Origin of the sequence: Streptomyces sp. NPDC006140 (assembly GCF_040628815.1) — a bacterium.
In the GTDB taxonomy this organism is placed as follows: domain Bacteria; phylum Actinomycetota; class Actinomycetes; order Streptomycetales; family Streptomycetaceae; genus Streptomyces.
Map to the genome: position 1 here is coordinate 729,834 of NZ_JBEXTS010000002.1, position 25,049 is coordinate 754,882.

Sequence of the window (25,049 nt, forward strand, 5' to 3'; positions counted from 1 at the left end):
CGAATGATGCTCGGTCAGCGGTCCAGGGCCGGCAGGTGGGTCAGGCCGGTGTCGGACATGATGCGGTCGACGGTCTCGTGCAGGGCGCTGTCGGCCCCGATGACGGTCTCGTGCCCGTCGGGCAGCAGGTCGCGCGGCCGGTACCAGTCGCGCAGTTGCGTCTCGGTGACGTCGTCGGCGATGGGCTTCGTGGCATGCCGGGCGAGGGTTTCGTCGAACGGCACGTCCAGGTAGTAGCCGTGGGTCGGGCCGCGGTGGTCGGTCCGCAGCCGGGCGAGCATGTCGCCGTAGTGGTCGGCGTAGAGGAGGCCTTCGACCACGACGTGGTACCCGGCGTCCAGGGCGTAGCGTGCCGTCAGGTCGATGAGGCCGATGTTCGCCGCGCCGGGCCGGTCCCGCTCGCGGAGCACGATGCGGCGGAGGTTGTCCTGGCCGACCAGGGCCAGGCCGCGGCCGAACCTCTCGCGGAGGCCTGCCGCGACGGACGACTTCCCTGAGGCGCTGTTGCCGCGCAGCACGATCAGCCGGGTTTCCTGGGTTCCCACCCTCATGCGGTCAGGTTACCGGCGTCCGGTGACCCTGCTTCAGGCCGAAGATCTCATGCTGGGCTCGTCCAGAGTTTCGTCAGGGCGCGGTGAGGTCCGGGGTGTCGCCGCGGCGCCGTCCCCCGGCACCGGCGGCCGGTTCGCCGATCGCGTGGCGGATCGCGGTGAGGAAGGCCTGGATCAGCGGGTGCTCCCCGGCTCCCGCGCGTACCGTCGCGAGCACGGTGCGGACGTGGCCCGCGGAGCCGTCGAGGAAGAGGCCCGGCGTGCGGTCGGACCCCAGCATGTCGGGCAGGAACGCCGCCGCGTGGCCCTCCTCGACCAGCCGGGCGTGCACCAGCATGTCCGCGGACACGTAGGCGACGTCCGGCTCGAAGCCCGCAGCGTGGCAGACGCCGGTCGCCCAGGCCCGGGCGGGGGTGCCGACGGGCTCCATCACCCAGGGGTGTTCGGCCAGTTCGGCGAGCGACACCACGGGGGCGGGGGCCGCCAGCCGCATGGCGTCCTCGCCCAGCGGATGGTGCTCGAACTCCGCGTGGCGGGCCGGCCGCGCATGCCCGGGGAAGGTCTCGTCGATCACGAGGTCGAAGTCCCGGGTCAGCAGACCCGGCAGCGAGGTGTCGGGCTCCGCCTGCGTGGCCTCCACCCTGATCCCGGGGTGGTTCTCCCGCAGCCACGTCAGCGCGACGGGCATCAGGGCGAGCATCGCCGTCTGGAAGGCCGCGACCCTGATCACCCCGGTGGTCTCCCGCAGCGACGCCGCGATCTCCGCCTCGGCGCGCTCCAGTTCCCGCAGCGCCTTCTCCGTGCGGGCGACGAGGATCTCCGCCTGCGGCGTCAGCCGGACTCCCCGGCCCTCCCGTTCCAGCAGCGGAGCGCCGACTTCGGACTCCAGCGACGTCAGCTGCTGGGAGACGGCCGAGGGGCTGTAGGACATGGCCGAGGCTACAGCGGCCAGCGTTCCCCGGTGCTTCAACTCCCGCAGCACCACCAGGCGGCGCAGGTTGTACACGCCCCGTCTCCATTCATCAGATTCCGTGGCCGGTGACCTCCGGAAACGTTCACTTTACTGAAGGGGAGCGGTTTGGAACCGTGAAGGCGCAGCGACGCCGCACAGACAGAGGGAGACACGAAGGGCATGGACATCGAAGCGCTCCGCCGGGACACCCCGGGCACCGCGCACCGGATCCACCTCAACAACGCGGGCGCGGGCCTGCTGTCGCGGCAGACGCTCGAGGCCGTGACCTCCCACGTGGAGCTGGAGGCAACGATCGGCGGCTACGAGGCCGCGAACCAGGAGCGGGACCGCATCGACTCCACGTACGGGCACCTCGCACGCCTGGTGGGCGGCACGCCGGACGAGATCGCCCTGTTCGACAACTCCACCCACGCCTGGAACGCCGCGTTCTACTCCCTGACCTTCAAGCCGGGCGACCGCATCCTCACCGGCCGCGCCGAGTACGGCAGCAGCGTCCTCGCCTACCTGCAGACGGCGCGGCGGACCGGAGCCGAGGTTGTCGTCGTCCCGGACGACGAGTCCGGCCAGCTCGACACCACCGCCCTGGCGAACCTGATCGACGACCGCACCAAGCTGGTGGGCCTCACCCACGTCCCCACCAGCGGAGGCCTGGTCAACCCGGCCGCCGAGGTCGGACGCATCACCCGCGCAGCCGGCGTTCCCTTCCTCCTCGACGCCACCCAGTCCGTCGGCCAGTTCCCCGTGGACGTCACCGAGATCGGCTGCGACATGCTCACCGCCACCGGCCGCAAGTTCCTGCGCGGCCCGCGCGGCACGGGCTTCCTCTGGGTGCGCACCGAGGCACTCGACCGCCTGGAGCCGCACGTCATCGAGATCGCCGCGGCCACCTGGGACGGCAAGCGCGGCTTCACCTGGCACGACGGCGCGCGACGCTTCGGGACGTGGGAGGCCGGCTACGCCAACGTCCTGGGCCTGAACGCCGCCGTCCAGCAGGCCCTTGACCTCGGCATGGACGAGATCGGCCGACGTGCCCTCGCCCTCGGCTCCCGCCTGCGCGAGCAGTTGGACGCCGTGCCCGGCATCACCACCTACGACCTCGGCCGTCAGCGGTGCGCGATCGTGACCTGCAAGGTCGACGCCATGACGACGGCCGACGCCGCGGCCGCCCTCGCCGGGCACGGCATCAACGTCAGCACCACCGACCCCGCGCAGACCCAGTTCGACACCGAGGCCCGGGACGTCCACCCGCTGCTACGGCTCTCGCCGCACTACTACAACACCGAGGCCGAGATCGACCGCGCCGTCGGGGTCCTCGCCGAACTCGCCGCCGCCCACTGACCGCCCCTCGGCGCCGCGCACCTGGGAGGGTGTAGCTGCCCACATGCATGCCCACATGCAGGCCCGCGTGCTGCCCGCACGGCCCATCGGAAGGGACTTCTCGGCATGGCCGTCATCCACCGCACCACCCTCAAGCCGACCAAGCTGGAACTGCTCACCTCCTGGCTGCCCTCCCGCCCCTGGTACCGCGGTGGCCCGGCCGGACCGACGCTGGCGAAGGCCGGCGGCTTCCGGCTGGACGATCCGCGGGGCGAGGTCGGGATCGAGTTCATGGTGGTCACCGACACCTCCGGTCCCCACCCGACCGCCTACCTGCTGCCGCTGACCTACCGCGGTGCCCCGCTCGACGGCGCCGAGCACGCCCTCGTCGGCACCATGGAGCACGGCGTGCTGGGGCGGCGCTGGGCCTACGACGGCTGCCACGACCCCGTGCTGGTCGCCCAGTTGGCGGCCCTGATCGAGGGGCGGGCACAGGCCCAGGACCAGAACACCAGCGACGCCCCCGACCGGGAGGTCACCGCCTCCTTCACCGGGGACGTCCCCCTCTCCCCGGACGTCACCGTCACCGACGACCGGGAAGGCACCGGACTGACCACGCCGCACGGCATGACCCTCCGCCTGCAGCGGGCCCTGCGGCCCGCACCGGACGACCGGCCGCTCCCGGCGCAGGGAGCGATCGGCCATGTCTCCGGTTCCTGGCAGCTGCCGGACGGCACTCGCGCCCGGGGGCTGTTCGCCGTCCTGCAGACCGATCCCCGGGCCTAGCCCCGCCGCCCCCGGCTCGCGGGGGCGGCGGTCACCGGTCTGGCGTCACCCGGTCGTGCCCAGCTCCAGGTCGTCCAGGACGGTCACCAGCCGGCGTCGGGCGTCGACGGGCAGGCCGCGCAGGGGCAGTGGCAGGTTCGGCTCGGCGGCCAGGCCCAGCTGCGCGGCTGCCGCCGACATCACGCGCAGGCCGCCGTACCGGCGGAAGAGTTCCCACAGGGGCTCCAGCCGTGTCGAGCGGGCGATGGCCCCCTCGGCGTCACCGCCGATGGCGGCACGGGTGAGGGCGAGCGCCGTGCGGGGGAACAGGCCCCCGATGACCGAGTACCAGGTGTCGCACCCGGCGTTCAGCCCGGTGGCCGCCGCCCAGTCGCCGCTCACGCCGACGGCGACGGTCTCCGGGAGCAGCGCCCGCAACGCCGCGACGCGCTGCCGGGCGGCCGCCGGGTCACCGGGCACCGGCGGGAGCTTCACGGCCGCGACGTTCGGCAACTGGGCGATGCGGCCGTGCAGTTCGTCGGTGAAGTCGACGTGCGTGGTGCGGGGGTTGTCGTACACGCACAGCGGCACCGACAGCTCCCGGGTGACGTCCTCGTACAGGCCGAACACCTCGTCCTCGGTGAGCGGCTGGTACGTCATCGGGGCGAGCAGGACCGCGGACGCGCCCGCCTTCTGCGCGTCCTCGGCATGGGCCAGGACCTGCGCGGTCCGCAGCGCGCCGATGCCGACGACGACCGGCACCCCGGCGGCGGCCTCCACCGCGAGCGCGGCCACGCGGGCGCGCTGCTCGCGGGTGAGGTAGGCGTAACCGCCGGTCGAGCCGAGAGCCCCTATGGAGTCGACGCCCGCGGCGGCGAGCCGGGCGACGAGCGCGCTGAACGCCCGCTCGTCGATGCCGTCCTCGGTCGTGGGGGTGAGCGGGAAGGCGCTGAGGCCGCGGAACATGCCAGGACTCCTCGGGACGGCTGCGGTACGGGTCGCCAGGCAGGCTGTCACAGATCCGGGCCCCGCCTTGTCCTTCCGGTGTATCAGCAACCAGCGACGGGAGACAGTGATGAAGATCGTGGTCGTCGGCGGGACGGGGCTCATCGGCTCGCAGGTGGTCGCGCGTCTGCGCGACAGCGGTCACACGGCCGAGGCCGCCGCCCCCTCCACGGGCGTCGACACCCTCACCGGCGAGGGCCTGGACGCGGCCCTCGAAGGCGCGCAGGTGGTCGTGGACGTGTCCAACTCGCCGTCCTTCGACAGGGAGCCCGCCCTGGACTTCTTCACCCGCTCGGCCCGCAACCTGTTCGCCGCGGAGAAGGAGGCGGGCGTGGGCCACCACGTCGCGCTGTCCATCGTCGGCGTCGACCAGGTGCCCGGCTACGGCTACTACGAGGCGAAGGTCGCCCAGGAGAACGCCGTGCGCGGCAGCGGCGTGCCCTACAGCATCGTGCGCGCCACCCAGTTCTTCGAGTTCGTCGCCCCGGTGATGAACATGTCCACCGAGGGCACCGAGGTGCGGCTGCCGTCCACGCGGCTGCGCCCCATCGCCTCCGCCGATGTGGCGGCGGCCGTCGCCGAGGCGGCGCAGGGCGAGCCGTCGAACGGCATCCGCGACATCGCGGGCCCGGAGGTGTACGGGCTGGACCGGCTCGGCGAGATCACCCTGGCGGTGAAGCCGGACGGCCGCACCGTCGTCACCGACGAGACCGCCGGCCTGTTCGCGGGCATGCCCGACGTGCTCACCGGCGACGGCATCGCGCACCTGTCCACCACCCGCTACGAGGAGTGGCTGAAGCAGAACTGACCCGCCGGCTACGGGCGGTCGGCGCCCCGGCGCGCCGACCGCTCGTACGCCCGCAGCTTCTCCGGCGCCAGCACCCAGTAGAGGCCGTCGATCCCGCCGGGCCCCGCGGTGGCGCTCACCAGGGCGACGGCGGCCCCGTCCCGGACGAGCAGCAGGCAGGGCTGCCCGTTGGCCTCGGCCACGCGGTACTCGGCCCCGGGGAAGAACTTCTGCGCGAAGGCGGTGACCTTGGCCACGCGCCCGGCCCCCACGATCTCCAGCCGCGCCACGCCGCGCATGCCGTTGCCGTCCGCGTAGGCGACGACGTCGGCGGACAGCACGCTCTCCAGCGCGGCGACGTCACCGTGCCGGGCGGCGGCGACGAAGGCCTCCAGCAGGCGCCGGTGCTGTGCCGCGTCGACCGGTTCACGGCGCTCGGCGGCCAGGCGCCTGCGGGCCCGGGAGACGATCTGCCGCGTGTTGGCCTGGCTGAGCCGGAGCATGTCCGCGATCTCGTCGTAGGCGTAGTCGAACGCCTCCCGCAGCACGTACGCCGCCCGCTCCACGGGGTTCAGCCGCTGAAGGACCAGCAGCACGGCCAGCTCCAGCGCCTCGCCGCGCTCCGCGCCGACCTGCGGATCGACGCCGGTGTCCACGGGCTCCGGCAGCCAGGGCCCCACGTAGGCCTCGCGGCGGACCCGCGCCGACCGGGCCACGTTGATCGCCAGCCGGGTGGTGGTCTTCGCCAGGAACGCCCCCGGGTCGAGGACCGCGGTCCGGTCGGCGCCCTGCCAGCGCACCCACACGTCCTGCACCACGTCCTCGGCCTCGGACACGCTGCCCAGGACCCGGTAGGCGATCCCGAACAGCCGCGGCCGCAGCCGCTCGAAGGCGTCCGCGGCCGCGTCCAGCGCGTCGTCACTGAGGGGCTGGTGCTGGTCCATGCTGCCGATGCCTCCGCGGGTCGACCGTCCTGCCCCAGACAGTACGGCCCCCGGAGGGCGGGCACGCGGCGGTGTTCAGTCCGCGTAGCGGGGCGTCCACTGCGCCTGCGCGACCGCCTTGCGCAGTTCCTCCTCCGTGGCCTGCGGGGCCACCCCGTCCTCGACGGCGGCGAGGGCCGCGGCCAGAGCGATCTCGCGGGCCGCCTCCCGCATGCCGGCCAGGGGCGGCAGCAGCGGTACGGGCCCGTCGTCGCCGTCCGCCGCGCGCACCGCGCACTGCGCGACGGCCCGGGCGGCGGCCACGAACATGCGGTCGGTGACGCGCGTGGCGCGGCTCGCGGTCACCGCGAGGCCCATGGCCGGGAAGACGTACACGTTGTTCGACTGGGCCACCGGCACCTCGCGCCCGTCCACCGTCAGCGGCGGGAAGGGCGAACCGGTGGCGATCAGCGCCCGCCCGTCGGTCCACCGGGTGAGGTCGGCGGGGTCGGCCTCGGAGTGGGAGGTGGGGTTGGAGAGCGGGAAAATGACGGGCCGTTCGCAGGTCGAGGCCATCTGCCGGACGATCTCCTCGGTGAACGCGCCATGAGCCGTCGACAGCCCGATGAGCGCCGTCGGCTCCACGCGGCGCACCACCTCGGCGAGCCCGGTGCCGTCCCAGCCGGCCACCTCACCGTCGTCGCGCGCGAACTTCCGCTGCTGGGGCGTCAGTTCGGTGCGGGAGGACACCAGCAGGCCGTCCACGTCGAGGATCCAGAACCGATCCGTGGCCTCGTCCTCCGGCAGCCCCTCGTCGGTCATCGCCGTACGGATCATGTCGGCGACGCCGATGGCGGCCGACCCCGCGCCCAGGATCACCAGGCGCTGTTCGCGCAGCGGGGTGCCCGCCACGTCCGCGGCGGTCGACAGGGCGCCGAGCGTCACGGACGCCGTGCCCTGGATGTCGTCGTTGAAGGTGAGCAGCCGGTCACGGTAGTGCTCCAGGATCGGATACGCGTGGGCGGTGGCGAAGTCCTCCCACTGCAGCAGCGTCCCCGGCAGCTCCGCCTCGACCGCCGACACGAACGCCTCGATCATCTCGTCGTACTCGGCGCCGGTCAGCCTGCGGGCGCGGCGGCCCAGGTAGCGCGGGTTGTCGAGCAGTTCCTCGTTGTCCGTGCCGACGTCGAGCAGGATCGGCAGGGTGCGGGCGGGGTGGATGCCGCCGATCGCCGTGTAGAGGCTGAGCTTGCCGATCGGGATGCCCATGCCGCCGACGCCCTGGTCGCCCAGGCCGAGGATGCGCTGACCGTCGGTGACGACGATGACGTCCACGTCCTGGTCCGGGTGCGGGCGGTTGCGCAGGATGTCCCGGAAGCGGTGCCGGTCCTCCCAGGTCAGGAACAGACCCCGGGGCCGCCGGTAGATCTCGCTGAACCGCTGGCAGGCCTCACCCACCGTCGGGGTGTAGACGACGGGCAGCAGCTCCTCCAGGCGCTCGGTGACCAGACGGTAGAAGAGCACCTCGTTGGTGTCCTGCAGCTGCCGCAGGTAGATGTGCCGGTTGAGGGGCTTGTCGTAACCGCGGAACGCCTCGTAGGCCCGGGCGACCTGTTCGTCCAGGGTCTCGACGGCGGGCGGGAGGAGTCCGTCGAGACCGAGTGCCTCGCGTTCGCCGCGGCTGAAGGCGGTGCCCTTGTTGACCAGCGGGTCGGCCAGGGTCGTGACGGCGGGGCTCGTGGTGGGGCGGGGGAGGTTCATCGGCTGGTCCATGGGGTGACGTGTTCCCGCGAATGGCTGGATCTTGCGGGTGAGCTGCGCCATCCACCGAGGGCATTCTCCCCGCACGCCCCGTATCGCCGGTACGGCCGTCGCCCCGCACACCGCCGCCCGCGGAGGCACCCCCCCGTGGACAACCCGAACAGCCCAGCGCCACTGCGCCGGAGGAGGCGACGGTGGATGACCGGTGTGAACGTGGTGGAAGGGATGCGCGTGCAGACCGGGACGAGGAGGCGCGATGGCGGAGGCAGTGGTCGAGACGGGCGCGGAGAGCGCCGCCACACGGGGCGGTGCGGACCTGCCCGTGTTCGAGCAGCTCAGCGCCGTCGCCGACGCCGTCCTCTACGAGGGCTACCTCCTCTACCCCTACCGCCGTTCCTCGGCCAAGAACCGCGTCCGCTGGCAGTTCGGCGTGCTGTTCCCCCGGGACTGGGTGGAGTCGGACGGCCCGGTCGTCCCCGGCGTCTCCGGCTCCGCCGACTCCTGGTACCAGCAGACCGAGTGCCTGCTGCGGGTCCGGCGGCCCGACAGCGCCCGCGTACGCGTGCGGATCCGCTACCTCCAGATGCAGCGCAAGCAGGTGGAGGACACCGGCCAGCGCCCCGTCGAGTCGCTGCGCACCGACGACGGCACCGCGCACCTGACCTTCGACGAGGCCGTACCGCGTGAAGCCGGCATCGAGGTCCCCCTCGACGAGCTCCTGCGCGGCGGACGCACCGTCGCGGTGGGCGCCGCGGCCGGCGAGGACATCGAGCCGCTGCCCGGAGGCGCCGGGCGGGTGGTGCGGCGACGCGAAGAGGTACGGGCCGAGACCACCGTCACCGCCGAGCGGCTCTCGGACGACCTGTGCCGGCTGCGCGTGCGGACCGCGAACACCGCGCCCGGGCCGGCACCGCGGACCTCGCGTGAGGAGGCTCTGCGCCGGGCCCTCATCGCCACCCACACCCTCATCGGCGGCGAGGGCGTGGAGTTCGTCTCGCTCATCGACCCGCCCACGGACCTCGAAGCGCCCACGCGCGCCTGCCGGAACGAGTTCACCTTTCCCGTCCTCGGCGGTACGGCCGAGGACACCGCACGCGTTGTGCTGTCCGCCCCGATCATCCTGCCCGACCACCCCCAGGTGGCCCCCGAGAGCCCGGGCGACCTGCACGACGCCGCCGAGATCGACGAGATCCTCACGCTGCGCACGATGCTGCTGACCGACGAGGAGAAGCGCGAGGCCCGGGCCACCGACCCCCGGGCGGCGGCGATCCTGGACCGCGTCGACACCATGCCGCAGGAGGTCTTCGAACGACTGCACGGCGCCGTCCGCTCCCTGGCGCCGTCCGCCCCGCCCGCTCCGGCACCCGCCGACCGCCCCTCCTGGTGGCAGGAGGGCGCCGACGACGGACTCTCGCCGTCCACCGACACCGTGCTCGTCGACGGCGTCCGGCTCGGCGGCGGCAGCCGGGTACGGCTGCGCCCCCGCGGCCGCGGCGCCGACGCCCAGGACATGTTCCTGGCCGGGCGGACCGCCGAGGTCGCCGCCGTCTTCCACGACGTCGACGGCAGCGTGCACCTCGCCGTCACCCTCGACGACGACCCCGCGGCCGAACTGCACTCCTGGTACGGCCGCTTCCACTACTTCCGGCCCGACGAGCTCGAACCCCTCGGGCCCGCCGGATCCCCGGACGAGCCGTCGGCACCGGCTCCCGCCGCGGCCCCCTCGCGGCACACGACCGACTCCGAGACCCCCGCAGCGGAGGCCGAGTGACATGACAACCCACAGCAGCACCACCGAAGTCAGCAAGGAGCCCGAACGGGCCGAGGACCGCCAGGGCATAGACGAGATCACCATCCTCTGGATCTCCGAGGGCATGAGCTGCGACGGCGACACCGTCTCGCTCACCGCCGCCGACCAGCCCTCCATCGAGGACCTGGTGCTCGGCCTGATCCCCGGCCTGCCCAAGGTCAACCTGGTCAACAAGGTGCTCTCCCCGAGCCTGGGCGGCGAGGACTTCCTCGCCCCCTACCGGGCGGCCGTACGGGGCGAACTCGCCCCGTTCATCCTGGTGATCGAGGGCTCGATCCCCAACCAGAACATCATCGAGGGCGACGGCTACTGGACCTCCTTCGGCAACGACCCGGAGACCGGCGAGCCGCAGACCCTCAACTGGTGGATCGACCAACTCGCCCCCAAGGCCTGGGCGGTGGTCGCCGCCGGCACCTGCGCCACCTTCGGCGGCATCCACGCCATGTCCGGCAACCCCACCGGCTGCATGGGCCTCGCCGACTACCTCGGCTGGGACTACACCTCCCAGGCCGGACTGCCGGTCGTCAACGTGCCGGGCTGCCCGATCCAGCCCGAGAACTTCATGGAGACCTTGATCTGGGTCCTCTACCACGCGGCCGGCTCCGCACCCCCGCCCCCGCTCGACCACATGCTGCGCCCCCAGTGGCTGTTCGGGAAGACCGTCCACGAGGGCTGCGACCGGGGCTCCTACTACGAGCAGGCCAGCTTCGCGAAGGACTACAACTCGCCCAAGTGCCTGGTCAAGACGGGCTGCTGGGGACCGGTCGTCAACTGCAACGTGCCCAAGCGCGGCTGGATGGGCGGCCTCGGCGGCTGCCCGAACGTCGGCGGCATCTGCATCGGCTGCACGATGCCCGGCTTCCCCGACGCGTTCATGCCGTTCATGGACGAACCCCCGGGCGGCACCCTGTCGTCCCTGGCGATCAAGCCGTACGGCGCCGTCATCCGCCGGCTGCGCGGCATGACCAACGAACTGGTCAACCACGAGCCCAAGTGGCGCCACAACAAACGCAAGCTGACCAGCGGCTACGACCCGCGCTGGCGGCCCTGATGCGACCCGCGACCCACCCCACCACCGACCACGAGGGGCAGTACCGCAGATGACCACCACCGAGGCCCGGCCCACCGAGCGCAAACCGCCACAGCTCGTGGACATGTCCTGGGACCCGATCACCCGGATCATCGGGAACCTGGGCATCTACACGAAGATCGACTTCGCCAACCGGGAAGTCGTCGAATGCCACAGCACCTCGTCGCTGTTCCGCGGCTACTCGGTGTTCATGAAGGGCAAGGACCCGCGCGACGCGGGCTTCATCACGTCCCGGATCTGCGGCATCTGCGGCGACAACCACACCACCTGCTCCGACTACGCCCAGCAGATGGCCTACGGCGTCAAGCCGCCCCCGCTGGCCGAGCACATCGTCAACCTCGGCGAGGCCGCCGAGTACATGTTCGACCACACGATCTTCCAGGACAACCTGGTCTTCGTGGACTTCTGCGAGGCGATGGTCAAGGCCACCAACCCCGGCGTGCTGGCCCGCGCCGAACGCACCGACGCGCCCCGCGGCGACATCCACGGCTACCGCACGATCGCCGACATCATGAAGGCCTTCAACCCCTTCGAGGGCGAGGTCTACAAGGAGGCCCTGAAGGTCAGCCGGGTCACCCGGGAGATGTTCTGCCTGATGGAGGGGCGGCACGTCCACCCCTCCACGCTCTACCCGGGCGGCGTCGGCACGATGCCGCAGCCCACCGCGTTCACCGACTACCTCAGCCGCCTGATGCGGGTCATCGACTTCGTGAAGAAGGCCGTCGCCATGAACGACGACGTCTTCGACTTCTTCTACGAGGCACTGCCCGGCTACGAGGAGGTCGGCCGCCGCCGCGTCCTGCTGGGCTGCTGGGGAGCCTTCCAGGACCCCAAGGTCGTCGACTACCGCTACGAGTCGATGAACACCTGGGGCAAGGCCATGTACGTCACCCCGGGCATCATCGTCGACGGCGAACTGGTCACCAACAACCTCGTCGACATCAATCTCGGCCTGCGCATCATGCTCGGCAGCTCCTACTACGAGGACTGGGTCAACGAGACGCCCTTCGTCACCCACGACCCGCTCGGCAACCCGGTCGACATGCGCCACCCCTGGAACCAGACCACCGTCCCGGTGCCGCAGAAGCGCGACTTCGACGACAAGTACAGCTGGGTCATGAGCCCCCGCTGGTTCGACCAGCGCACCGGCGACCACCTCGCCCTGGACACCGGCGGCGGCCCGCTCGCCCGCCTGTGGTCCACCGCGCTGAGCGGCCTGGTCGACACCCCGTACGTCAAGTCCACCGGCCACAGCGTGCGCATCTCCCTGCCCAAGGGCGAGTCCCTGCCGGAGACCACCCTGGAGTGGCGCATCCCGCGCTGGAGCAACACCATCGAACGCGACCGCGCCCGGCCGTACTTCGTGGCCTACGCCGCCGCCATGGCCCTGCAGTTCCTCGAAGAGGCCATGGGCATGGTGCGCGCCGGCGAGACCAAGGTGTTCGAGAACTACGAGGTGCCCGACGAGGCGATCGGCTGCGGCTTCCACGAGGCCGTGCGCGGTGTCCTCTCCCACCACCTGGTGATCAAGGACAAGAAGATCGCCAACTACCACCCGTACCCGCCGACCCCGTGGAACGCCAGCCCCCGCGACATGTACGGCACGCCGGGCCCGTACGAGGACGCCGTCCAGGGCCAGCCGATCTTCGAGGAGAACGGACCGGACGACTTCAAGGGCGTCGACATCATGCGCACGGTCCGCAGCTTCGACCCCTGTCTGCCGTGCGGTGTGCACATGTACGTCGGCAAGGGCAAGACCCTCACCACCCTGCACTCGCCGACCTACGGAGCGAACCATGGCTGAGCCCGCCGCCGCACGGCTGGCCGACCCGGACGTCGAGGCCCGGCTCGCCCGGCTCGACGAGGTCCTGGAAGCCCTCGCATCCCTCCCCGGCCCCGCCACCGAGGCGGTCCGGCTGCTGACCGAGGTCTACGGCGAGGCCCTGGCCCGCGTCCTGGACCGGGCCGACGAGGAACTGGCCGCACGCCTCGCCGAGGACGAGCTGCTGGAGCACCTGCTCGTCCTGCACGACATCCACCCCGAGCCCGCCGAGCGCCGGGCGGCCCGCGCGGTCGAACGGCTGCGCCCGGCCGTCCGGGAGCGGGGCGGGGACGTGGAGTGGGCCGGCGTGGAGGGCGAGGTCGCCCGAGTGCGGCTGACGACGGGCGGTGGCTGCGGCTCCGGCTGCGGCGGCGGTGGCGGCACCTCCGAGGTCACCGAGGCGGTCCGGGCGGCGGTGCTCGCCGCGGCCCCCGAGCTGACGGCCGTCGAGCCGCTGACCGACACCGCCCCCGCCCCCGCCTTCGTGCCGCTGGCCACGCTCACCCACCGGGGCACGCCGTGACCACCGACGGGGCGCTGGCCCGCCTCATCCGCTCCGCCGCCGAGCGCACGGCGGCGGCCCGGACGGAGGTGTGCGACCTGTGCGCCGCGCCGGTCGCCGAGGAACACGCCCACCTGTACGACACCGGGCAGGAGGAGGTGCGCTGCGCCTGCGGCCCCTGCTCGGTGCTGTTCGCCGAGGCCGGGGCGGGTGACGGGCAGTACCGGCTGGTGCCCCGGCGCCGGATCCGGCTGCCCGAGGTCGACACGGCCGTGCTCGGCGTACCCGTCGGCCTGGTGTTCTTCGTGCCCCGGGCGGACGGCACCGTCACCGCCCAGGGACCGAGTCCGGCCGGGGCCATGCGCTGGGAGGTGGACGCGGCGGCCTGGCAGGAACTGGCCCGCACGTGTCCGCAGCTCGCGACCGTGGAACCCGAGGTGGAGGCCCTGCTGGTGAACACCGTCCACGGCCTGGACCACCACTGGATCGTGCCGATCGACGACTGCTACCGGATGGTCGCCGTCGTCCGCCGGGAGTGGCGCGGCCTGTCCGGCGGCGGCCGGATCTGGCCGGCCGTCGAGCGGTTCTTCGAGGACCTCACCGAGCGGCCATGAGCACGCACTCCGCACGTCGGAGGCGAGGAAGGAGAACACCCATGGGCAGCATCAGAGTGGGCCGGCCCCAGGCGAAGCCGGACACGCCCCGGCACGTCGCCGGCCTGCACCAGGGCAACAAGGGACGGTACGACCAGCAGAAGGGTCACAACGAGGACGGCACCGCCGACGCGCGCCGCTCCACGGGAATCCACTGGAAGCGGCATGACGCCCTCGCCGAGACCATGCCGAACATCTCGCCGGGATGACAGCCGTGATCAGAGAGCAGGGAGCCGCCGCGATGAAGGTCCGACGAGCACACAGATCCATGTCACACAGATCCATGTCACACAGACCCATGTCACACAGACCCATGTCACGCAGATCCATGGCACGCGGACCCGTCGCGCGCGGGCGGGGCGGGATGAGCGGGCAGCGGGTGCTGAAGGCCGAGGCCGTCCTGGTGGGCGGTCTGGCCCTGGGCCTGCTGTGCTGGGAGTTCCCCAGCCTGAGGCGGGAGATGCGGATCTGGCGGATGGCCGGCGGTTTCCGCGCCGGACACCGCTACCCGTGAGCCCGCCGTGCACGAACTGTCGATCGCTACCGCGATCATCGAGCGGGCCGGTGAGCTGGCCCGGGCGGACGGGACGGACGCCGTCTCGGCAGTGACCGTCCGGGTCGGCGAGCTGGCGGGCGTCGTCCCCGACGCCCTGGACTTCGCCTTCGAAGTGGCCCGCGACGGCACCGCCCTCGCCGGGGCGCGGCTCGTGGTCGAGCAGGTGCCCGCGCAGGCCTGGTGCGGCCCGTGCGCCGAGGAGTTCGCGGTGGGCATCCCCCCGTTCTTCTGGTGCCCGCGCTGCGACCGGCCCTCCAACGACCTGCGCAGCGGCCGGGAACTGGAGATCACCGGGATCGAACCGGTCACGACCTAGCGAAGGGCCCCGCCGGCCCGGCCGGCGGGGCCCTTCGCGCGGGTCAGCAGATGCGCGGCAGCTGCTCGCCGAGCGGCAGGTCCACCACCCGGGTCCCGCCGAGACCGGTGGCGACCACCACCATCCCCGGGTGCTCGGCGACGCACTCGCCGATCCGCGTGGCCCCGGCGCCCTGCGGATGCGCCCGCATCGCGGCGAGCACCTCCTCCGCCTCCGCCGGTGGGACGAAGGCGACCAGTCGCCCCTCGTTGGCGACGTACAGGGGATCGAGCCCGAGGAAACCGCAGGCGTTCGCCACGGCGTCCGGCACCGGGACCGCCCGCTCCTGCAACCGGACACCGGTCCCGGACGCCCGGGCGATCTCGTTCAGGGACGCCCCCAGGCCGCCCCTGGTGGGATCGCGCAGCACATGGATGTCCGGGGTGACGGCCAGCATGGCCGCCACCAGATCCGCCAGCGGCGCGGTGTCGCTGGCGACCTCCACCCCGAACTCCAGGCCCTCCCGGACGCTCATGATCGCCACTCCGTGCAGGCCGATCGGCCCGCTGACGATGACGGCGTCCCCGGGTCGCGCCCGCTGCGGCCGGATGTCCACCCCGTCGGGCACGAGCCCCACCCCGGCGGTGGTGACGTACACCCCGTCGCCGTGCCCGGACTCCACCACCTTGGTGTCACCCGTGGCGATGGTCACCCCGGCCGTCCCGGCCGCCGCGCCCATCGCCCGCGCGATCCGTTCGACGACCGACAGCTCCACGCCCTCCTCCAGCACGAAGGCGGCCGACAGGTACGCGGGCCGGGCACCGCTCATCGCCAGGTCGTTGACGGTGCCGTTCACCGCGAGGTCGCCCAGGCTGCCGCCCGGGAAGAACAGCGGCCTGACGACATAGGAGTCGGTGGAGAACGCCAGCCGCGCGCCGCCCAGCTCGAGGACGGCGGAGTCCGCGAGACCGGCTAGGACGGCGTTGCCGTAGGCGGGGGTGAAGACCCGCTCCACCAGTTCGGCCGACAGGGCGCCGCCTCCGCCGTGCCCCATCACCACCACTCCCTGGTCGCGCAGCGGGGCGGGACACGTCCAGCCGGCCGGGTCCACCACCTCGGCGAGTCGCTCAGGCAACGGGAGCCACCTCCTCCTGCGAGGCCCCGCCGGCCGGCGGCGTCGGGGCGTTCATCCGGCGGTACAGGTAGTAGGCCGCGCAGGCGCCCTCGCTGGAGACCATGGTGGCGCCGAGCGGGGTGCGCGGGGTGCAGCTGGTGCCGAACGCGGCGCACTCGGTGGGCTTGATCAGGCCCTGCAGCACCTCGCCGGCCCGGCATTCGGCGGGCTCCTCGGTCCGGATCCCGGTGACGTCGAAGCGGTGCTCGGCGTCGTACACGCGGAAGGCGTCGGTCAGCCGCCAGCCGCTCGCGGGGATGGGCCCGATGCCGCGCCAGTTGCGGTCGGTGACCTCGAACACCTCCTCGATCATGCGCACGGCGGCGGGGTTGCCGTCCTCGCGCACGGCCCGCGGGTAGGCGTTCTCCACCCGGTGCTCACCGCGCTCCAGCTGGCGGACCGCCCGGCGGATGCCCTCCAGGATGTCCAGCGGCTCGAAGCCCGTCACGACCATGGGAACGCCGAACCGTTCGGCGAGCTGCGGGTACTCGGCCGTGCCCATCACACTGCACACGTGCCCGGCGGCCAGGAAGCCCTGCACCCGGCAGGCCGGGGCCGTCATGATCGCCTCGATGGCCGGGGGCACCCGCACGTGCGACACCAGCAGGCTGAAGTTGGTCAGCCCCAGACGGCGTGCCTGGTGCACGGCCATGGCGTTGGCGGGGGCGGTGGTCTCGAAGCCGATGGCGAAGAACACCACCTCCCGGTCCGGGTGGCGGCGGGCCAGCTCCAGGGCGTCGAGCGGTGAGTAGACCACGCGGACGTCGCCGCCCTCGCCCTTGACCCGGAACAGGTCCCGGTCGGTGCCCGGTACCCGGAGCATGTCGCCGAAGGAGCAGAAGATCACGCCGGGGCGGGCGGCGATCTCCAGCGCCTTGTCGATGACCTCCAGCGGCGTGACACAGACCGGGCAGCCCGGTCCGTGGATCAACTCGACCTGTTCGGGCAGCAGTTGGTCGATGCCGTGCCGGATGATCGAGTGGGTCTGGCCGCCGCACACCTCCATCAGGGCCCACGGCCGGGTCGCCGTGGCGCGGATCTCGTCCAGCAGGCGCCGGGCCAGCTCGGGGTCGTTGAACTCGTCGATGTACTTCACGCCGTTCCCGCCTCCTTCGCCGCCTGCTCCCAGGCGTCGCCGAACTCCTCCTCCAGGAGCCCCAGTTCCTCGAACAGCTTCAGGGAGGCCAGGGCCGACTCCTCGTCCAGGCGCTGGAGCGCGAAGCCGACGTGCACGATGACGTACTCACCGACCTTCACGTCGGACACGTACTCCAGGCACGCCTGCTTCCGCACGCCGCCGAAGTCGATCAGCCCGGTGAGCGGATCGGCACTGTCGTCGATGGACACGACCTTGCCGGGCACTGCCAAACACATGGGTCACTCCTCCTGTCGTAGGTGCGCCGCGACCACCAGCTGGCCGAGGGCCAGCCCGCCGTCGTTCGGCGGGACTTCGCCGTGGCGGAGCACCGTGAAGCCGTCCGTGACCAGCAGCCGGGTGCACTCCTCCTCCAGCAGCGCGTTGGCGAACACCCCGCCGCTGAGCGCGACGGTGGCCAGGCCCGTGTCCCGGCGCGCACGCCCGCAGATCCCCGCGACGGCCCGCGCCACCGCGCGGTGGAAGCGGGCGGCGAGCACGGGGGCCGGGGTACCGCGCCGCAGATCGGTGACCAGCGCCCGCAGCACGGGCGCCGGGTCGAGATCGCCGGTGAAGGCGTACGCCGAGGTCTCGGTGTCCCACGCCGAGGCGGCCGCCGCCTCCAGCTCCAGGGCGGCCTGGGCCTCGTACCCCGCGCGATGGCACACGCCCACCAGGGACGACACGGCGTCGAACAGCCGGCCCATGCCCGAGGTCGCCACACAGGCCAGCCCGCCGGCCAACTGCCTCTCCAGCACGGCCAGTTCGCCGGGCGCGCAGGCGTCCACACAGGGCAGGTCCGGGTCCCACGGCAGCCCCGCCGCCCACAGCCGGGCGAGCGCCAGGCGGCAGGGGTTGGCCACGCCCGCGTCCCCGCCGGGGAGCGGGGCGGGGGCGAGGTGGGCGTAGCGCCGGAAGCCGCGGTAGTCGGCGAGCAGGATCTCGCCGCCCCAGACGGTGCCGTCGCCGCCGTAGCCCGTGCCGTCGAAGGCGACGCCGATCACCGGCGTCGTGCCGTCGAGGCCGTGCTCGGCCATCGCCGAGGCGAGGTGCGCGTGGTGGTGCTGGACGAGCACGGGGGCGCTCCCGGCCAGCCGGGCGGCCCACTGTGTCGAGTGGTATCCCGGGTGCCGGTCGGCGGCGACGAGTTCGGGGGTGACGCCGGTCAGGCACCGCAGGTGCGCCTCCGCCCGGCGGGCCGCCTCCAGGCCTGCGAGGTCGCCCATGTCGCCGATGTGCGGGCCGAACCAGGCCTGGTCGTCCGCGCCGAGGCACAGGGCGTTCTTCAGGTCGCCGCCCACGGCGAGCGCGGGCCGCACCGGCACCGGCAGGCGCAGCGGGCGGGGAACGTACCCGCGGGAGCGGCGCAGCACCTGCTCGGTGCCGTCGGGCCGCACCCGCAGCAGGGAGTCGTCGCAGGGCGAGGCGATGGGCCGGTCGTGGGCGAGCCAGGCGTCGGCCAGACCGGCCAGCCGGGTCAGCGCCTCGTCGTCGTCCGTGACGATCGGCTCCCCGGAGCGGTTGCCGCTCGTCATGACCAGCACCCGCGGACCCGGCGGATCACCGGGCAGTCCGAACAGCAGGGTGTGCACGGGGGTGTAGGGCAGCAGCACGCCCAGGTGCGGGCTGCCGGGGCAGACGCCGGGCGCGAGACCGGCCGGCCCCGGGCGCCGGCGCAGCAGGACGATGGGGTGCCGGGGGCCGGTGAGGGCCGCCGTCTCGGCGGGGGAGGGCTCGGCGATCCGCCGGACGGCGTCCAGGTCCGCGCACATCACCGCGAACGGCTTGCCGCCGCGCGCCTTGCGGGTGCGCAGCGTCTCGACGGCCCGCGCGTCGGTGGCGTCACACGCCAGGTGGTAGCCGCCGAGGCCCTTGACGGCGACGATCCGCCCGGCGGCCAGCAGCGCCCGCGCCGCCGCGAGGGCGTCGGCGTCCCGCGCCGGGCGGACCCCGCTCCCGGCGGCGGGCACCAGACGCAGCCGGGGACCGCACTCGGGGCAGGCCACGGGCTGGGCGTGGAAGCGCCGGTCGAGGGGATCGCCGTACTCCCGTGCGCAGCCGGCGCACATCGGGAAGCCGGCCATGGTCGTCACCGCCCGGTCGTACGGCATGCCGGTGGCGATGGTGAAGCGGGGCCCGCAGTGGGTGCAGGTGACGAACGGGTGCCGGTGCCGGCGGTCGGCCGGATCGGTCAGCTCCCGCAGGCAGTCGCCGCAGGTCGCCGTGTCGGGCGGGAGGTGGGTGCGGCCCGGGGAGCGGTCCGTGGAGCGGATGCTGAAGGTGCCGTCGGCGCCCATGACGGGCAGGTCCTCGACCCCGACACCGGTGACGGTCGCCAGCGGCGGTGGCTCCGCGGCCAGCCGGTCGCAGAAGTCGGCGACGCCCTCCGGCGGGCCCTCCACCTCGATGACGACACCGCTCGCGGTGTTGCTCACGAACCCCGCGAGGGCGAGATCGGTGGCCAGGCGGTGCACGAAGGGGCGGAAGCCCACGCCCTGCACGGTGCCGCGCACGGTGACGCGGCGGCGCACCGCCTGTGCGACCGGCGCGGTCACGGGACGAGGCCGGCTTCGGCGTCCTCATGGGCGTGCGTGTGCGGGCGGGGCGCCAGCGGAGGCCGGTGCACCGGCGCCCCGTCCCGTACGGCGAGCACCCGCTCCAGCAGGGCGTCCACACCGACCCCGGTGCGCGCGCACGACCGCAGCACCTCCACCCCGGGGTTGACCCGCTGCACGTGGGCGTCGAAGGCGGCCTCGTCGAACCCGGCCGGTCCCGCCAGATCCGTCTTGGTCAGCACCACGAGGTGGGCGGACCCGAAGGCCGTGGGGTACTTGAGCGGCTTGTCCTCGCCCTCCGTCACCGCCATGAGGACGATCCGCAGACTCTCGCCGAGGTCGTAGGAGGCCGGGCACACGAGGTTGCCGACGTTCTCCACGAACAGCAGCGAGGTGCCCTTGGGCAGCCAGCCCTCCACGTGGCCGCGCAGCTGCCGCGCCTCCAGATGGCACAGCCCGTCGGTCAGCAGCTGCTTCACCGGGGCCCCGGAACGGGCCAGCCGGTCGGCGTCGTTCTCGGTCGCCAGGTCGGCGGTGAGCGCGGCCACCGGAAGGCCCCGCTCCACCGCCCGGGCCAGCACCCGGCCGAGTAGTTCCGTCTTGCCGCTGCCCGGGCTGGACAGCAGGTTGACCACGCTCACCGCCCGCCGGGCCAGTTCCTCGCGCAGGCCCGCCGCCAGACCGTCGTTCCTCGCCAGGACGGCCCGGGTGACCTCGTCCATGGAATCGCACATGGGCGCCGCTCCTCGCGCTCGGTAGGGAATCGGTAGGGAAATCGTTCCGCTACCGATCCTGGGCGCCCCCGCTCACCGATCCCCGCAGCCCGGCCGGGGACAGGGCGGCGGATTCGTCCGGGCGGCTCAACGGGGGCGTGGCCGCCGGGTCGGCGAGCAGCACCGGGACCATGGTGTGCAGCGCCGCGACGGCCCGATCGACCGCCTCGCGCACGGTCGCGCTGACGCCCGGGGCGATGTCCTCGTCGGCGGGCGCCCGCAGCTCGGGTTCGCAGGCCAGGACCAGGACGCGGGGGAGCGGCTCGTCGCCCAGGTGGGCGGCGAGGGCGAGGACCTTCGCCGGGTCCATGCCGTGCGCCTCGGGAGGAGCGGCCGTCGCGGAATCGCCGGGCAGGTCCGGCTCGATCAGCGACAGGGTGCCCGGCGCGTGTCCCCGGACGGACGCGTCGACCAGGACGGCCGTGTCGTAGCCGTCGAGCAGTTCGTACGCCAGGTCCATGCCGCGGATGCCGAAGTCCCGCACCCGCACCCCGGGCGGCAGCGGGTGCCGGTCCAGGGCGCGGATCACCTCGGGGCCGAAGGCGTCGTCCGCGAGGAAGATGTTGCCGACGCCCGCCACGAGCAGCCGCGCGCTCACCGCGCACCCTCCCGGACCAGCGGCCGGGCGGAGCCGTGCGGGAGCTTGCGGACGAACGCGGAGCGCAGCGCGTGGTACGGGGCCTGCGGGTCGAAGAAGACGGCACGCATGCGGGCGAGCTCGGTGCGCCGGTACTCCGCGAGGGGCCGCTGGAGTTCGTCCGCGTGCCGTGCCGTGGCCTTGGTGGTGATCCGGCGGGCGAGGTCCGGGTCGGCGGCCACCTCGGCGGCCAGGCGCTCGACCTCCGTGGCGAACCCCGCGGCGGGCACCGGCACCAGACGGTCCACCAGCCCGATCCGCTCGGCACTCGCCGCGCTCACCGGCAGCGCCTCGCTCGTCAGCCGCTCCGCCGCCTCGGCTCCGACGCGGCGCGGCAGCGAGTACGTCCAGTACTCCGAGCCGTACAGGCCCATGTTCCGGTAGTGCGGGTTGAGGACGCTGCCCGTGCGGCACCACACCTCGTCGGCGGCCAGGGCGAGCATCACGCCGCCGGCCGCCGCGTTGCCGCCGAGGGCCGCCACCACCACCCGGTCGGTGGTCCGCAGCACGGCCTCGACCAGGTCGTTCATGGCGACGAGGTTGGACCAGGACTCCTCCGCCGGGTCGCCCGCCGCCTCGATGACGTTGAGGTGGATGCCGTTGGAGAAGAAGTCTCGGGCACCGCCGAGCACCAGCACCGAGGTGCGGCGGGTGAGCGCGTACCGGTAGGCGGCGAGCAGCCTGCGGCAGTGGACGGTGCTCATCGCCCCGCCCGGGAACGAGAACGACAGGAAGCCGACATCCCCCCGCTGCCGGTAGCGGATGTCCGTCCAGGTGGTGCGCTCCGGGGGCAGTTCGAGCGGGACGGCGATCTCCGGCAGCCAGTACGGGCGGCCGTTCGAACCCGGCATGCCCGGGCCGCTGCCGGGCGGCGCCGGGAAACCGGCGAGCACCGAGGCGGCCGGGCGGCGGAACGGCGCCGGGTCGCCGGAGGTCTTGCGCGGGCGCAGCTCCGGGATCCACACCGCGCCGTCCCGGGTGGCCCGGCAGACCGCGCCGGACCGGGTCGCGAGCAGTTCCCCGGGCCGCCCGCGCAGCCGGTCCTCGGGGTGCCCGCCGTGCAGGAACACCTCCCGGCCGCAGAGCTCGTCCAGGACGCCCGGCTGCGAATCGGCCCCGCGGAGCTTGCGCAGCACCGTCGAGGTGTCGTCGTGCTCCCAGTCGATCCGCCGCTGCTCCTGGCGGAAGTAGTCCCGCCACATCACACGGATCCCCGGATCGCTCTGCGGGCGCGGCTTGAAGGACCCCTCGGCGAACCGCCGCACGGCCAGCAGGACGGCGGCCGCGGCCGCGTCGGACACCTCGTTGCGGTACAGGTCGCTCTTGCCGGCCGGCGGCACCGGGAACGTCCCGTCCGCCCAGATGTCGCCCGCGTCCATCGCCGCCTCGGCCTGGAGCACCGTCACGCCCCACTCGGACGCCTCCTCGGCGATCGCCCAGTCCAGGGCGGACGGGCCGCGGTCGCCGGGCGGCCCCGGGTGCACGATCAGGCAGGTGTGCTCCCGCCACACGTCCTCCGGCAGGGCCGACTTCAGCATCGGGGCGACGATCAGCTCCGGTCCCACCTCGCGTACGGCGGCGCGGACCGCGTCGGCGCCGTGCGAGGCGAGGACGACGTCCACCCGGTGCCCCTGGTCCGACAGTTCCGCGTACACGCGCTGGGACAGGCTGTTGAACGCGCTGGCGACGAGCAAGATGTCCATGACATGGCATGGTCGCCGGTGACGGGAGGGCCGAGAAGGACCACAGCGGCGTTTCGCGGCCCACGTCCGCTTCCGGCCTACTCTCCGGGGCTGCCGCCGGTCTGCCTTGCCCGCGCCGTGTGCCTGGCGCACGCTGGTCGTATGGGTGCGCGAGACGGCCCTACGCTCATCACCTCCGTCCAGCGGGCGATGCGGCTGCTGGAGGCGGTGAGCGCGCACGAGAACGGCGCGCAGGCGAAGCAGCTGGCGCGGGAGACGGGCCTGCCCCTGGCCACCGCCTATCACCTGCTGCGGACCCTGACGCACGACGGGTACGTGCGGAAACTGGACGACGGCGGGTACATCCTCGGCGACAAGCTGCAGACACTGCGGACCACGGGCCGCGCGCAGGCACTGCTCAGCCGCGTCCGGCCCACGCTCGCCGCCCTGCGGGACGAACTCGCGACCGCCGCCTACCTCACCTTCTACGAGGACGGCGAGATCCGGGTCGCCGAGATCGTCGACAGTCCGGGAACGCCCCGCGTCGACCTCTGGGTCGGCTTCGAGGACGCGGGGCACGCCACCGCACTCGGCAAGACCGTGCTGCGCGAACTGGACGAGGAGGCCCGCAAGGACTACCTCTCCCGCCACCACCTCGCCGACCTCACCCCGCGGACGATCACCAGCCTGCCCGAACTGCTCCGGCGGCTGGAGACCCCGCCCCTCGCCCCGGCCGTCACGGACCTGGAGGAGTACACCCTGGGCACCGTCTGCGTCGCCGTCCCGGTCTACAGCGGCGACACGCTCGGCTCCCTCGGCGTCTCCCTGCCGGCGAACCGGCTCTCCCGGCTGCCGGAGATCCGGGAGCGGCTGCTCCCGACCGCGAGCCGCGTGACCCGGAGCCTCTCGCTCACTATCTGAAAATCCTCTCCTTGCCCGTGTCCGACCTCACCCCGTTTTCTGGATGAAACAGGCATTTCAGTAGTGCGCGCCCGGCGCGCAGGTGAGGACTGCGGAAGCGAACATGAGCCAAGCCCGAGACCGTGGTGGCGACCACCGGCCTGGAGGGCCGTCCGGCAATCGAACGTCCGGTACCAGGGCTTCGGCCCGCAGACGCGCCGTCGCGCGGCTGACGGCGGGCGCGCCCGTCCTGCCCCTCCTGCCCGTCCTGGTCGTCTCCGCCGTGGTGCTCGCCGACCTCGCCGACGGAGCGGGGATGATCTGGCTGCCCCTGCTCGCGGCCGGACCCGCCCTGGCGGCCACGACCAACGGGCCGCGCGGAGTCCTCTGCGTCGGCGGCCTCACCGTGGCGCTCGGCGCGACCCTCGGCACCCACGACGGTGTGCCCGGCCGTGAACTGGCCGCCCTGCTGGCCGCCCTCGTGGCCGTCACCCTCGCAAGCGGCCTGGCCGGTGTCCTGCGCGGGCGCCGTGAACGGGTGCTCGCCGCCGTCCGCTCGGTCGCCGAGACCGCCCAGCACGCACTGCTCAGGCCCGTGCCGGCGACCGTCGGACCGTTCCAGGCGGCCGTCCGCTACAGCGCCGCCGCGGCCGAGGCCCGGATCGGCGGAGACCTCTACGCCCTGATACCCACCCCGCACGGGGTGCGGCTGATCGTCGGCGACGTGCGCGGCAAGGGGCTGCCCGCCGTGGGGACCGCCGCGCTGGTGCTGGGCGTCTTCCGCGAGGCGGCCCACGACGAGGTCGACCTCCTCGCCGTGGTCGACCGGATCGAGCGGAGCCTGGCACGCAACCTCGGCCACGACGACTTCGTCACCGCCATCGTCGCCGGATACCCGCGGGCAGGGCAGCTGGAGGTGGTGAACTGCGGGCACACGCCCCCGCTGCTCGTGGACGCCTCCGGGAGCGTGACAGCGGTGGAGCCGGCGCATCCCGCCCCGCCCCTCGGACTGCGCGCCCTCACCGGGCACACGCCGCGCCTCCAGGCGCTGCCCTTCGCCGACGGCGACCAGCTGCTGCTCTACACCGACGGGGTCACCGAGGCCCGCGACGGCGGCCGCGCCTTCTACCCGCTCGCCGAAGGCCTGGAACGGCACGTCTCCCACGAGCCGGGCCGGACCCTCGACGCCCTGCACGACGAACTGCTGGCCCACGTGGGCGGCCGGCTGCACGACGACGCGGCCCTGCTCCTGATCCGCAAGCCGGCCGCCCACGAAGCGGAACGTCCCCGGGCGGCCGCTCCGGGCCCCCTCGCCGCGGCGTCTCAGGCGAGCTGTTCGTGAGCCGCCGGCTCCCATTCGGTCGGTGCCGGGCAGGGAGCGAC

The 25,049-nt window shown here is 73.3% G+C and carries 25 protein-coding genes; 13 read left to right on the forward strand and 12 right to left on the reverse strand.

Going from position 1 to position 25,049, the window contains the following annotated elements:
• Positions 1-14: 14 nt before the first annotated feature.
• Both ABZ386_RS08460 and ABZ386_RS08465 read right to left on the reverse strand, forming a co-directional pair.
• The gene (locus tag ABZ386_RS08460) at positions 15-551 is read right to left on the reverse strand and encodes an AAA family ATPase (protein ID WP_351343973.1); all 537 of its coding nucleotides are present in this window, start codon (positions 549-551) and stop codon (positions 15-17) included.
• Between the two features lie 73 nt (positions 552-624).
• Positions 625-1,557: a LysR family transcriptional regulator gene (locus ABZ386_RS08465; RefSeq protein WP_351343976.1), complete on the reverse strand. Its 933-nt coding sequence runs from the start codon at positions 1,555-1,557 to the stop codon at positions 625-627.
• Positions 1,558-1,683: 126 nt separating this feature from the next.
• On the opposite strand from ABZ386_RS08465, the gene ABZ386_RS08470 reads away from it, so the two are divergent.
• Positions 1,684-2,862, forward strand: a complete 1,179-nt coding sequence (locus ABZ386_RS08470; RefSeq protein ID WP_356503707.1) for an aminotransferase class V-fold PLP-dependent enzyme — start codon at positions 1,684-1,686, stop codon at positions 2,860-2,862.
• 105 nt (positions 2,863-2,967) lie between these two features.
• A complete protein-coding gene (locus ABZ386_RS08475; RefSeq protein WP_355720676.1) occupies positions 2,968-3,627 on the forward strand; it encodes a 1,4-alpha-glucan branching protein in 660 nt (219 codons plus the stop codon).
• Between the two features lie 45 nt (positions 3,628-3,672).
• Here ABZ386_RS08475 and ABZ386_RS08480 read toward each other — a convergent pair whose 3' ends face one another.
• Positions 3,673-4,572 carry a dihydrodipicolinate synthase family protein gene (locus ABZ386_RS08480; protein ID WP_356503705.1) on the reverse strand — a complete coding sequence of 300 codons (900 nt, stop codon included), beginning with the start codon at positions 4,570-4,572 and terminating at the stop codon, positions 3,673-3,675.
• A gap of 109 nt (positions 4,573-4,681) precedes the next feature.
• Between ABZ386_RS08480 and ABZ386_RS08485 the strand changes: the two genes are divergently transcribed.
• A complete protein-coding gene (locus ABZ386_RS08485; protein WP_355720682.1) occupies positions 4,682-5,419 on the forward strand; it encodes an NAD(P)H-binding protein in 738 nt (245 codons plus the stop codon).
• Positions 5,420-5,427: 8 nt separating this feature from the next.
• Here the strand turns inward: ABZ386_RS08485 and sigJ are convergent, their stop codons facing one another.
• Positions 5,428-6,342 (reverse strand): RNA polymerase sigma factor SigJ, encoded by a 915-nt coding sequence (gene sigJ, locus ABZ386_RS08490; protein ID WP_351343991.1) that lies wholly within the window; start codon positions 6,340-6,342, stop codon positions 5,428-5,430.
• 75 nt (positions 6,343-6,417) lie between these two features.
• Positions 6,418-8,094, reverse strand: a complete 1,677-nt coding sequence (locus tag ABZ386_RS08495) for an NAD-dependent malic enzyme (protein ID WP_358964451.1) — start codon at positions 8,092-8,094, stop codon at positions 6,418-6,420.
• 244 nt (positions 8,095-8,338) lie between these two features.
• On the opposite strand from ABZ386_RS08495, the gene ABZ386_RS08500 reads away from it, so the two are divergent.
• The 8 genes from ABZ386_RS08500 (at position 8,339) to hypA (ending at position 14,831) form a co-directional block, all read left to right on the forward strand.
• Positions 8,339-9,853 (forward strand): hypothetical protein, encoded by a 1,515-nt coding sequence (locus tag ABZ386_RS08500; RefSeq protein WP_358964300.1) that lies wholly within the window; start codon positions 8,339-8,341, stop codon positions 9,851-9,853.
• 1 nt (position 9,854) lies between these two features.
• The gene (locus ABZ386_RS08505; protein ID WP_031119308.1) at positions 9,855-10,943 is read left to right on the forward strand and encodes a hydrogenase expression protein HypE; all 1,089 of its coding nucleotides are present in this window, start codon (positions 9,855-9,857) and stop codon (positions 10,941-10,943) included.
• Between the two features lie 49 nt (positions 10,944-10,992).
• Positions 10,993-12,786, forward strand: coding sequence for a nickel-dependent hydrogenase large subunit (locus tag ABZ386_RS08510; protein WP_351343995.1), 1,794 nt, complete (start codon positions 10,993-10,995; stop codon positions 12,784-12,786).
• Entirely contained in the window at positions 12,779-13,327 is a 549-nt protein-coding gene (locus ABZ386_RS08515) for a NifU family protein (RefSeq protein ID WP_356619261.1), read from the forward strand. The genes ABZ386_RS08510 and ABZ386_RS08515 overlap by 8 nt, the downstream gene beginning before the upstream one ends.
• Positions 13,324-13,920: a DUF5947 family protein gene (locus ABZ386_RS08520; RefSeq protein ID WP_356503695.1), complete on the forward strand. Its 597-nt coding sequence runs from the start codon at positions 13,324-13,326 to the stop codon at positions 13,918-13,920. The genes ABZ386_RS08515 and ABZ386_RS08520 overlap by 4 nt, the downstream gene beginning before the upstream one ends.
• A gap of 41 nt (positions 13,921-13,961) precedes the next feature.
• Complete coding sequence (locus tag ABZ386_RS08525) at positions 13,962-14,168, forward strand: hypothetical protein (protein WP_351344004.1); 207 nt, start codon at positions 13,962-13,964, stop codon at positions 14,166-14,168.
• A gap of 119 nt (positions 14,169-14,287) precedes the next feature.
• Positions 14,288-14,473, forward strand: coding sequence for a hypothetical protein (locus tag ABZ386_RS08530; RefSeq protein ID WP_355728714.1), 186 nt, complete (start codon positions 14,288-14,290; stop codon positions 14,471-14,473).
• 7 nt (positions 14,474-14,480) lie between these two features.
• Positions 14,481-14,831 carry a hydrogenase maturation nickel metallochaperone HypA gene (gene hypA / locus ABZ386_RS08535; protein WP_351344010.1) on the forward strand — a complete coding sequence of 117 codons (351 nt, stop codon included), beginning with the start codon at positions 14,481-14,483 and terminating at the stop codon, positions 14,829-14,831.
• A 43-nt stretch (positions 14,832-14,874) separates the two neighbouring features.
• Here hypA and hypE read toward each other — a convergent pair whose 3' ends face one another.
• From hypE to ABZ386_RS08570, 7 genes are read right to left on the reverse strand one after another with little or no spacing between them, the layout of a single operon-like run.
• Positions 14,875-15,945, reverse strand: a complete 1,071-nt coding sequence (gene hypE / locus ABZ386_RS08540) for a hydrogenase expression/formation protein HypE (protein WP_356619259.1) — start codon at positions 15,943-15,945, stop codon at positions 14,875-14,877.
• Positions 15,938-17,080, reverse strand: coding sequence for a hydrogenase formation protein HypD (gene hypD / locus ABZ386_RS08545; RefSeq protein WP_351344016.1), 1,143 nt, complete (start codon positions 17,078-17,080; stop codon positions 15,938-15,940). Before hypD ends, hypE begins: the two co-directional genes overlap by 8 nt.
• The gene (locus tag ABZ386_RS08550; protein ID WP_351344019.1) at positions 17,077-17,358 is read right to left on the reverse strand and encodes a HypC/HybG/HupF family hydrogenase formation chaperone; all 282 of its coding nucleotides are present in this window, start codon (positions 17,356-17,358) and stop codon (positions 17,077-17,079) included. The genes hypD and ABZ386_RS08550 overlap by 4 nt, the downstream gene beginning before the upstream one ends.
• Positions 17,359-17,361: 3 nt before the next feature.
• The gene (gene hypF, locus ABZ386_RS08555; RefSeq protein ID WP_358964302.1) at positions 17,362-19,674 is read right to left on the reverse strand and encodes a carbamoyltransferase HypF; all 2,313 of its coding nucleotides are present in this window, start codon (positions 19,672-19,674) and stop codon (positions 17,362-17,364) included.
• Complete coding sequence (gene hypB, locus ABZ386_RS08560; RefSeq protein WP_351344025.1) at positions 19,671-20,408, reverse strand: hydrogenase nickel incorporation protein HypB; 738 nt, start codon at positions 20,406-20,408, stop codon at positions 19,671-19,673. Before hypB ends, hypF begins: the two co-directional genes overlap by 4 nt.
• Before the next feature lie 49 nt (positions 20,409-20,457).
• Complete coding sequence (locus tag ABZ386_RS08565) at positions 20,458-21,045, reverse strand: hydrogenase maturation protease (protein WP_351344028.1); 588 nt, start codon at positions 21,043-21,045, stop codon at positions 20,458-20,460.
• The gene (locus ABZ386_RS08570; RefSeq protein WP_358964304.1) at positions 21,042-22,787 is read right to left on the reverse strand and encodes a hydrogenase maturation protein; all 1,746 of its coding nucleotides are present in this window, start codon (positions 22,785-22,787) and stop codon (positions 21,042-21,044) included. Before ABZ386_RS08570 ends, ABZ386_RS08565 begins: the two co-directional genes overlap by 4 nt.
• Positions 22,788-22,928: 141 nt before the next feature.
• On the opposite strand from ABZ386_RS08570, the gene ABZ386_RS08575 reads away from it, so the two are divergent.
• Together ABZ386_RS08575 and ABZ386_RS08580 are read left to right on the forward strand one after the other, a co-directional pair.
• Positions 22,929-23,687, forward strand: coding sequence for an IclR family transcriptional regulator (locus ABZ386_RS08575; protein WP_356670481.1), 759 nt, complete (start codon positions 22,929-22,931; stop codon positions 23,685-23,687).
• A gap of 103 nt (positions 23,688-23,790) precedes the next feature.
• Positions 23,791-25,008: a PP2C family protein-serine/threonine phosphatase gene (locus ABZ386_RS08580; RefSeq protein WP_355727676.1), complete on the forward strand. Its 1,218-nt coding sequence runs from the start codon at positions 23,791-23,793 to the stop codon at positions 25,006-25,008.
• Positions 25,009-25,049: the final 41 nt, after the last annotated feature.

Bases quoted from the DNA above. Each gene is read 5' to 3' on its own strand.
- ABZ386_RS08460 (WP_351343973.1), bottom strand. From the start codon at position 551: ATGAGGGTGGGAACCCAGGAAACCCGGCTGATCGTGCTGCGCGGCAAC.
- ABZ386_RS08470 (WP_356503707.1), top strand. From the start codon at position 1,684: ATGGACATCGAAGCGCTCCGCCGGGACACCCCGGGCACCGCGCACCGG.
- ABZ386_RS08475 (WP_355720676.1), top strand. From the start codon at position 2,968: ATGGCCGTCATCCACCGCACCACCCTCAAGCCGACCAAGCTGGAACTG.
- ABZ386_RS08480 (WP_356503705.1), bottom strand. From the start codon at position 4,572: ATGTTCCGCGGCCTCAGCGCCTTCCCGCTCACCCCCACGACCGAGGAC.
- ABZ386_RS08485 (WP_355720682.1), top strand. From the start codon at position 4,682: ATGAAGATCGTGGTCGTCGGCGGGACGGGGCTCATCGGCTCGCAGGTG.
- sigJ (WP_351343991.1), bottom strand. From the start codon at position 6,342: ATGGACCAGCACCAGCCCCTCAGTGACGACGCGCTGGACGCGGCCGCG.
- ABZ386_RS08495 (WP_358964451.1), bottom strand. From the start codon at position 8,094: ATGGACCAGCCGATGAACCTCCCCCGCCCCACCACGAGCCCCGCCGTC.
- ABZ386_RS08500 (WP_358964300.1), top strand. From the start codon at position 8,339: ATGGCGGAGGCAGTGGTCGAGACGGGCGCGGAGAGCGCCGCCACACGG.
- ABZ386_RS08505 (WP_031119308.1), top strand. From the start codon at position 9,855: ATGACAACCCACAGCAGCACCACCGAAGTCAGCAAGGAGCCCGAACGG.
- ABZ386_RS08510 (WP_351343995.1), top strand. From the start codon at position 10,993: ATGACCACCACCGAGGCCCGGCCCACCGAGCGCAAACCGCCACAGCTC.
- ABZ386_RS08515 (WP_356619261.1), top strand. From the start codon at position 12,779: ATGGCTGAGCCCGCCGCCGCACGGCTGGCCGACCCGGACGTCGAGGCC.
- ABZ386_RS08525 (WP_351344004.1), top strand. From the start codon at position 13,962: ATGGGCAGCATCAGAGTGGGCCGGCCCCAGGCGAAGCCGGACACGCCC.
- ABZ386_RS08530 (WP_355728714.1), top strand. From the start codon at position 14,288: ATGGCACGCGGACCCGTCGCGCGCGGGCGGGGCGGGATGAGCGGGCAG.
- ABZ386_RS08550 (WP_351344019.1), bottom strand. From the start codon at position 17,358: ATGTGTTTGGCAGTGCCCGGCAAGGTCGTGTCCATCGACGACAGTGCC.
- hypB (WP_351344025.1), bottom strand. From the start codon at position 20,408: ATGTGCGATTCCATGGACGAGGTCACCCGGGCCGTCCTGGCGAGGAAC.
- ABZ386_RS08570 (WP_358964304.1), bottom strand. From the start codon at position 22,787: ATGGACATCTTGCTCGTCGCCAGCGCGTTCAACAGCCTGTCCCAGCGC.
- ABZ386_RS08575 (WP_356670481.1), top strand. From the start codon at position 22,929: ATGGGTGCGCGAGACGGCCCTACGCTCATCACCTCCGTCCAGCGGGCG.
- ABZ386_RS08580 (WP_355727676.1), top strand. From the start codon at position 23,791: ATGAGCCAAGCCCGAGACCGTGGTGGCGACCACCGGCCTGGAGGGCCG.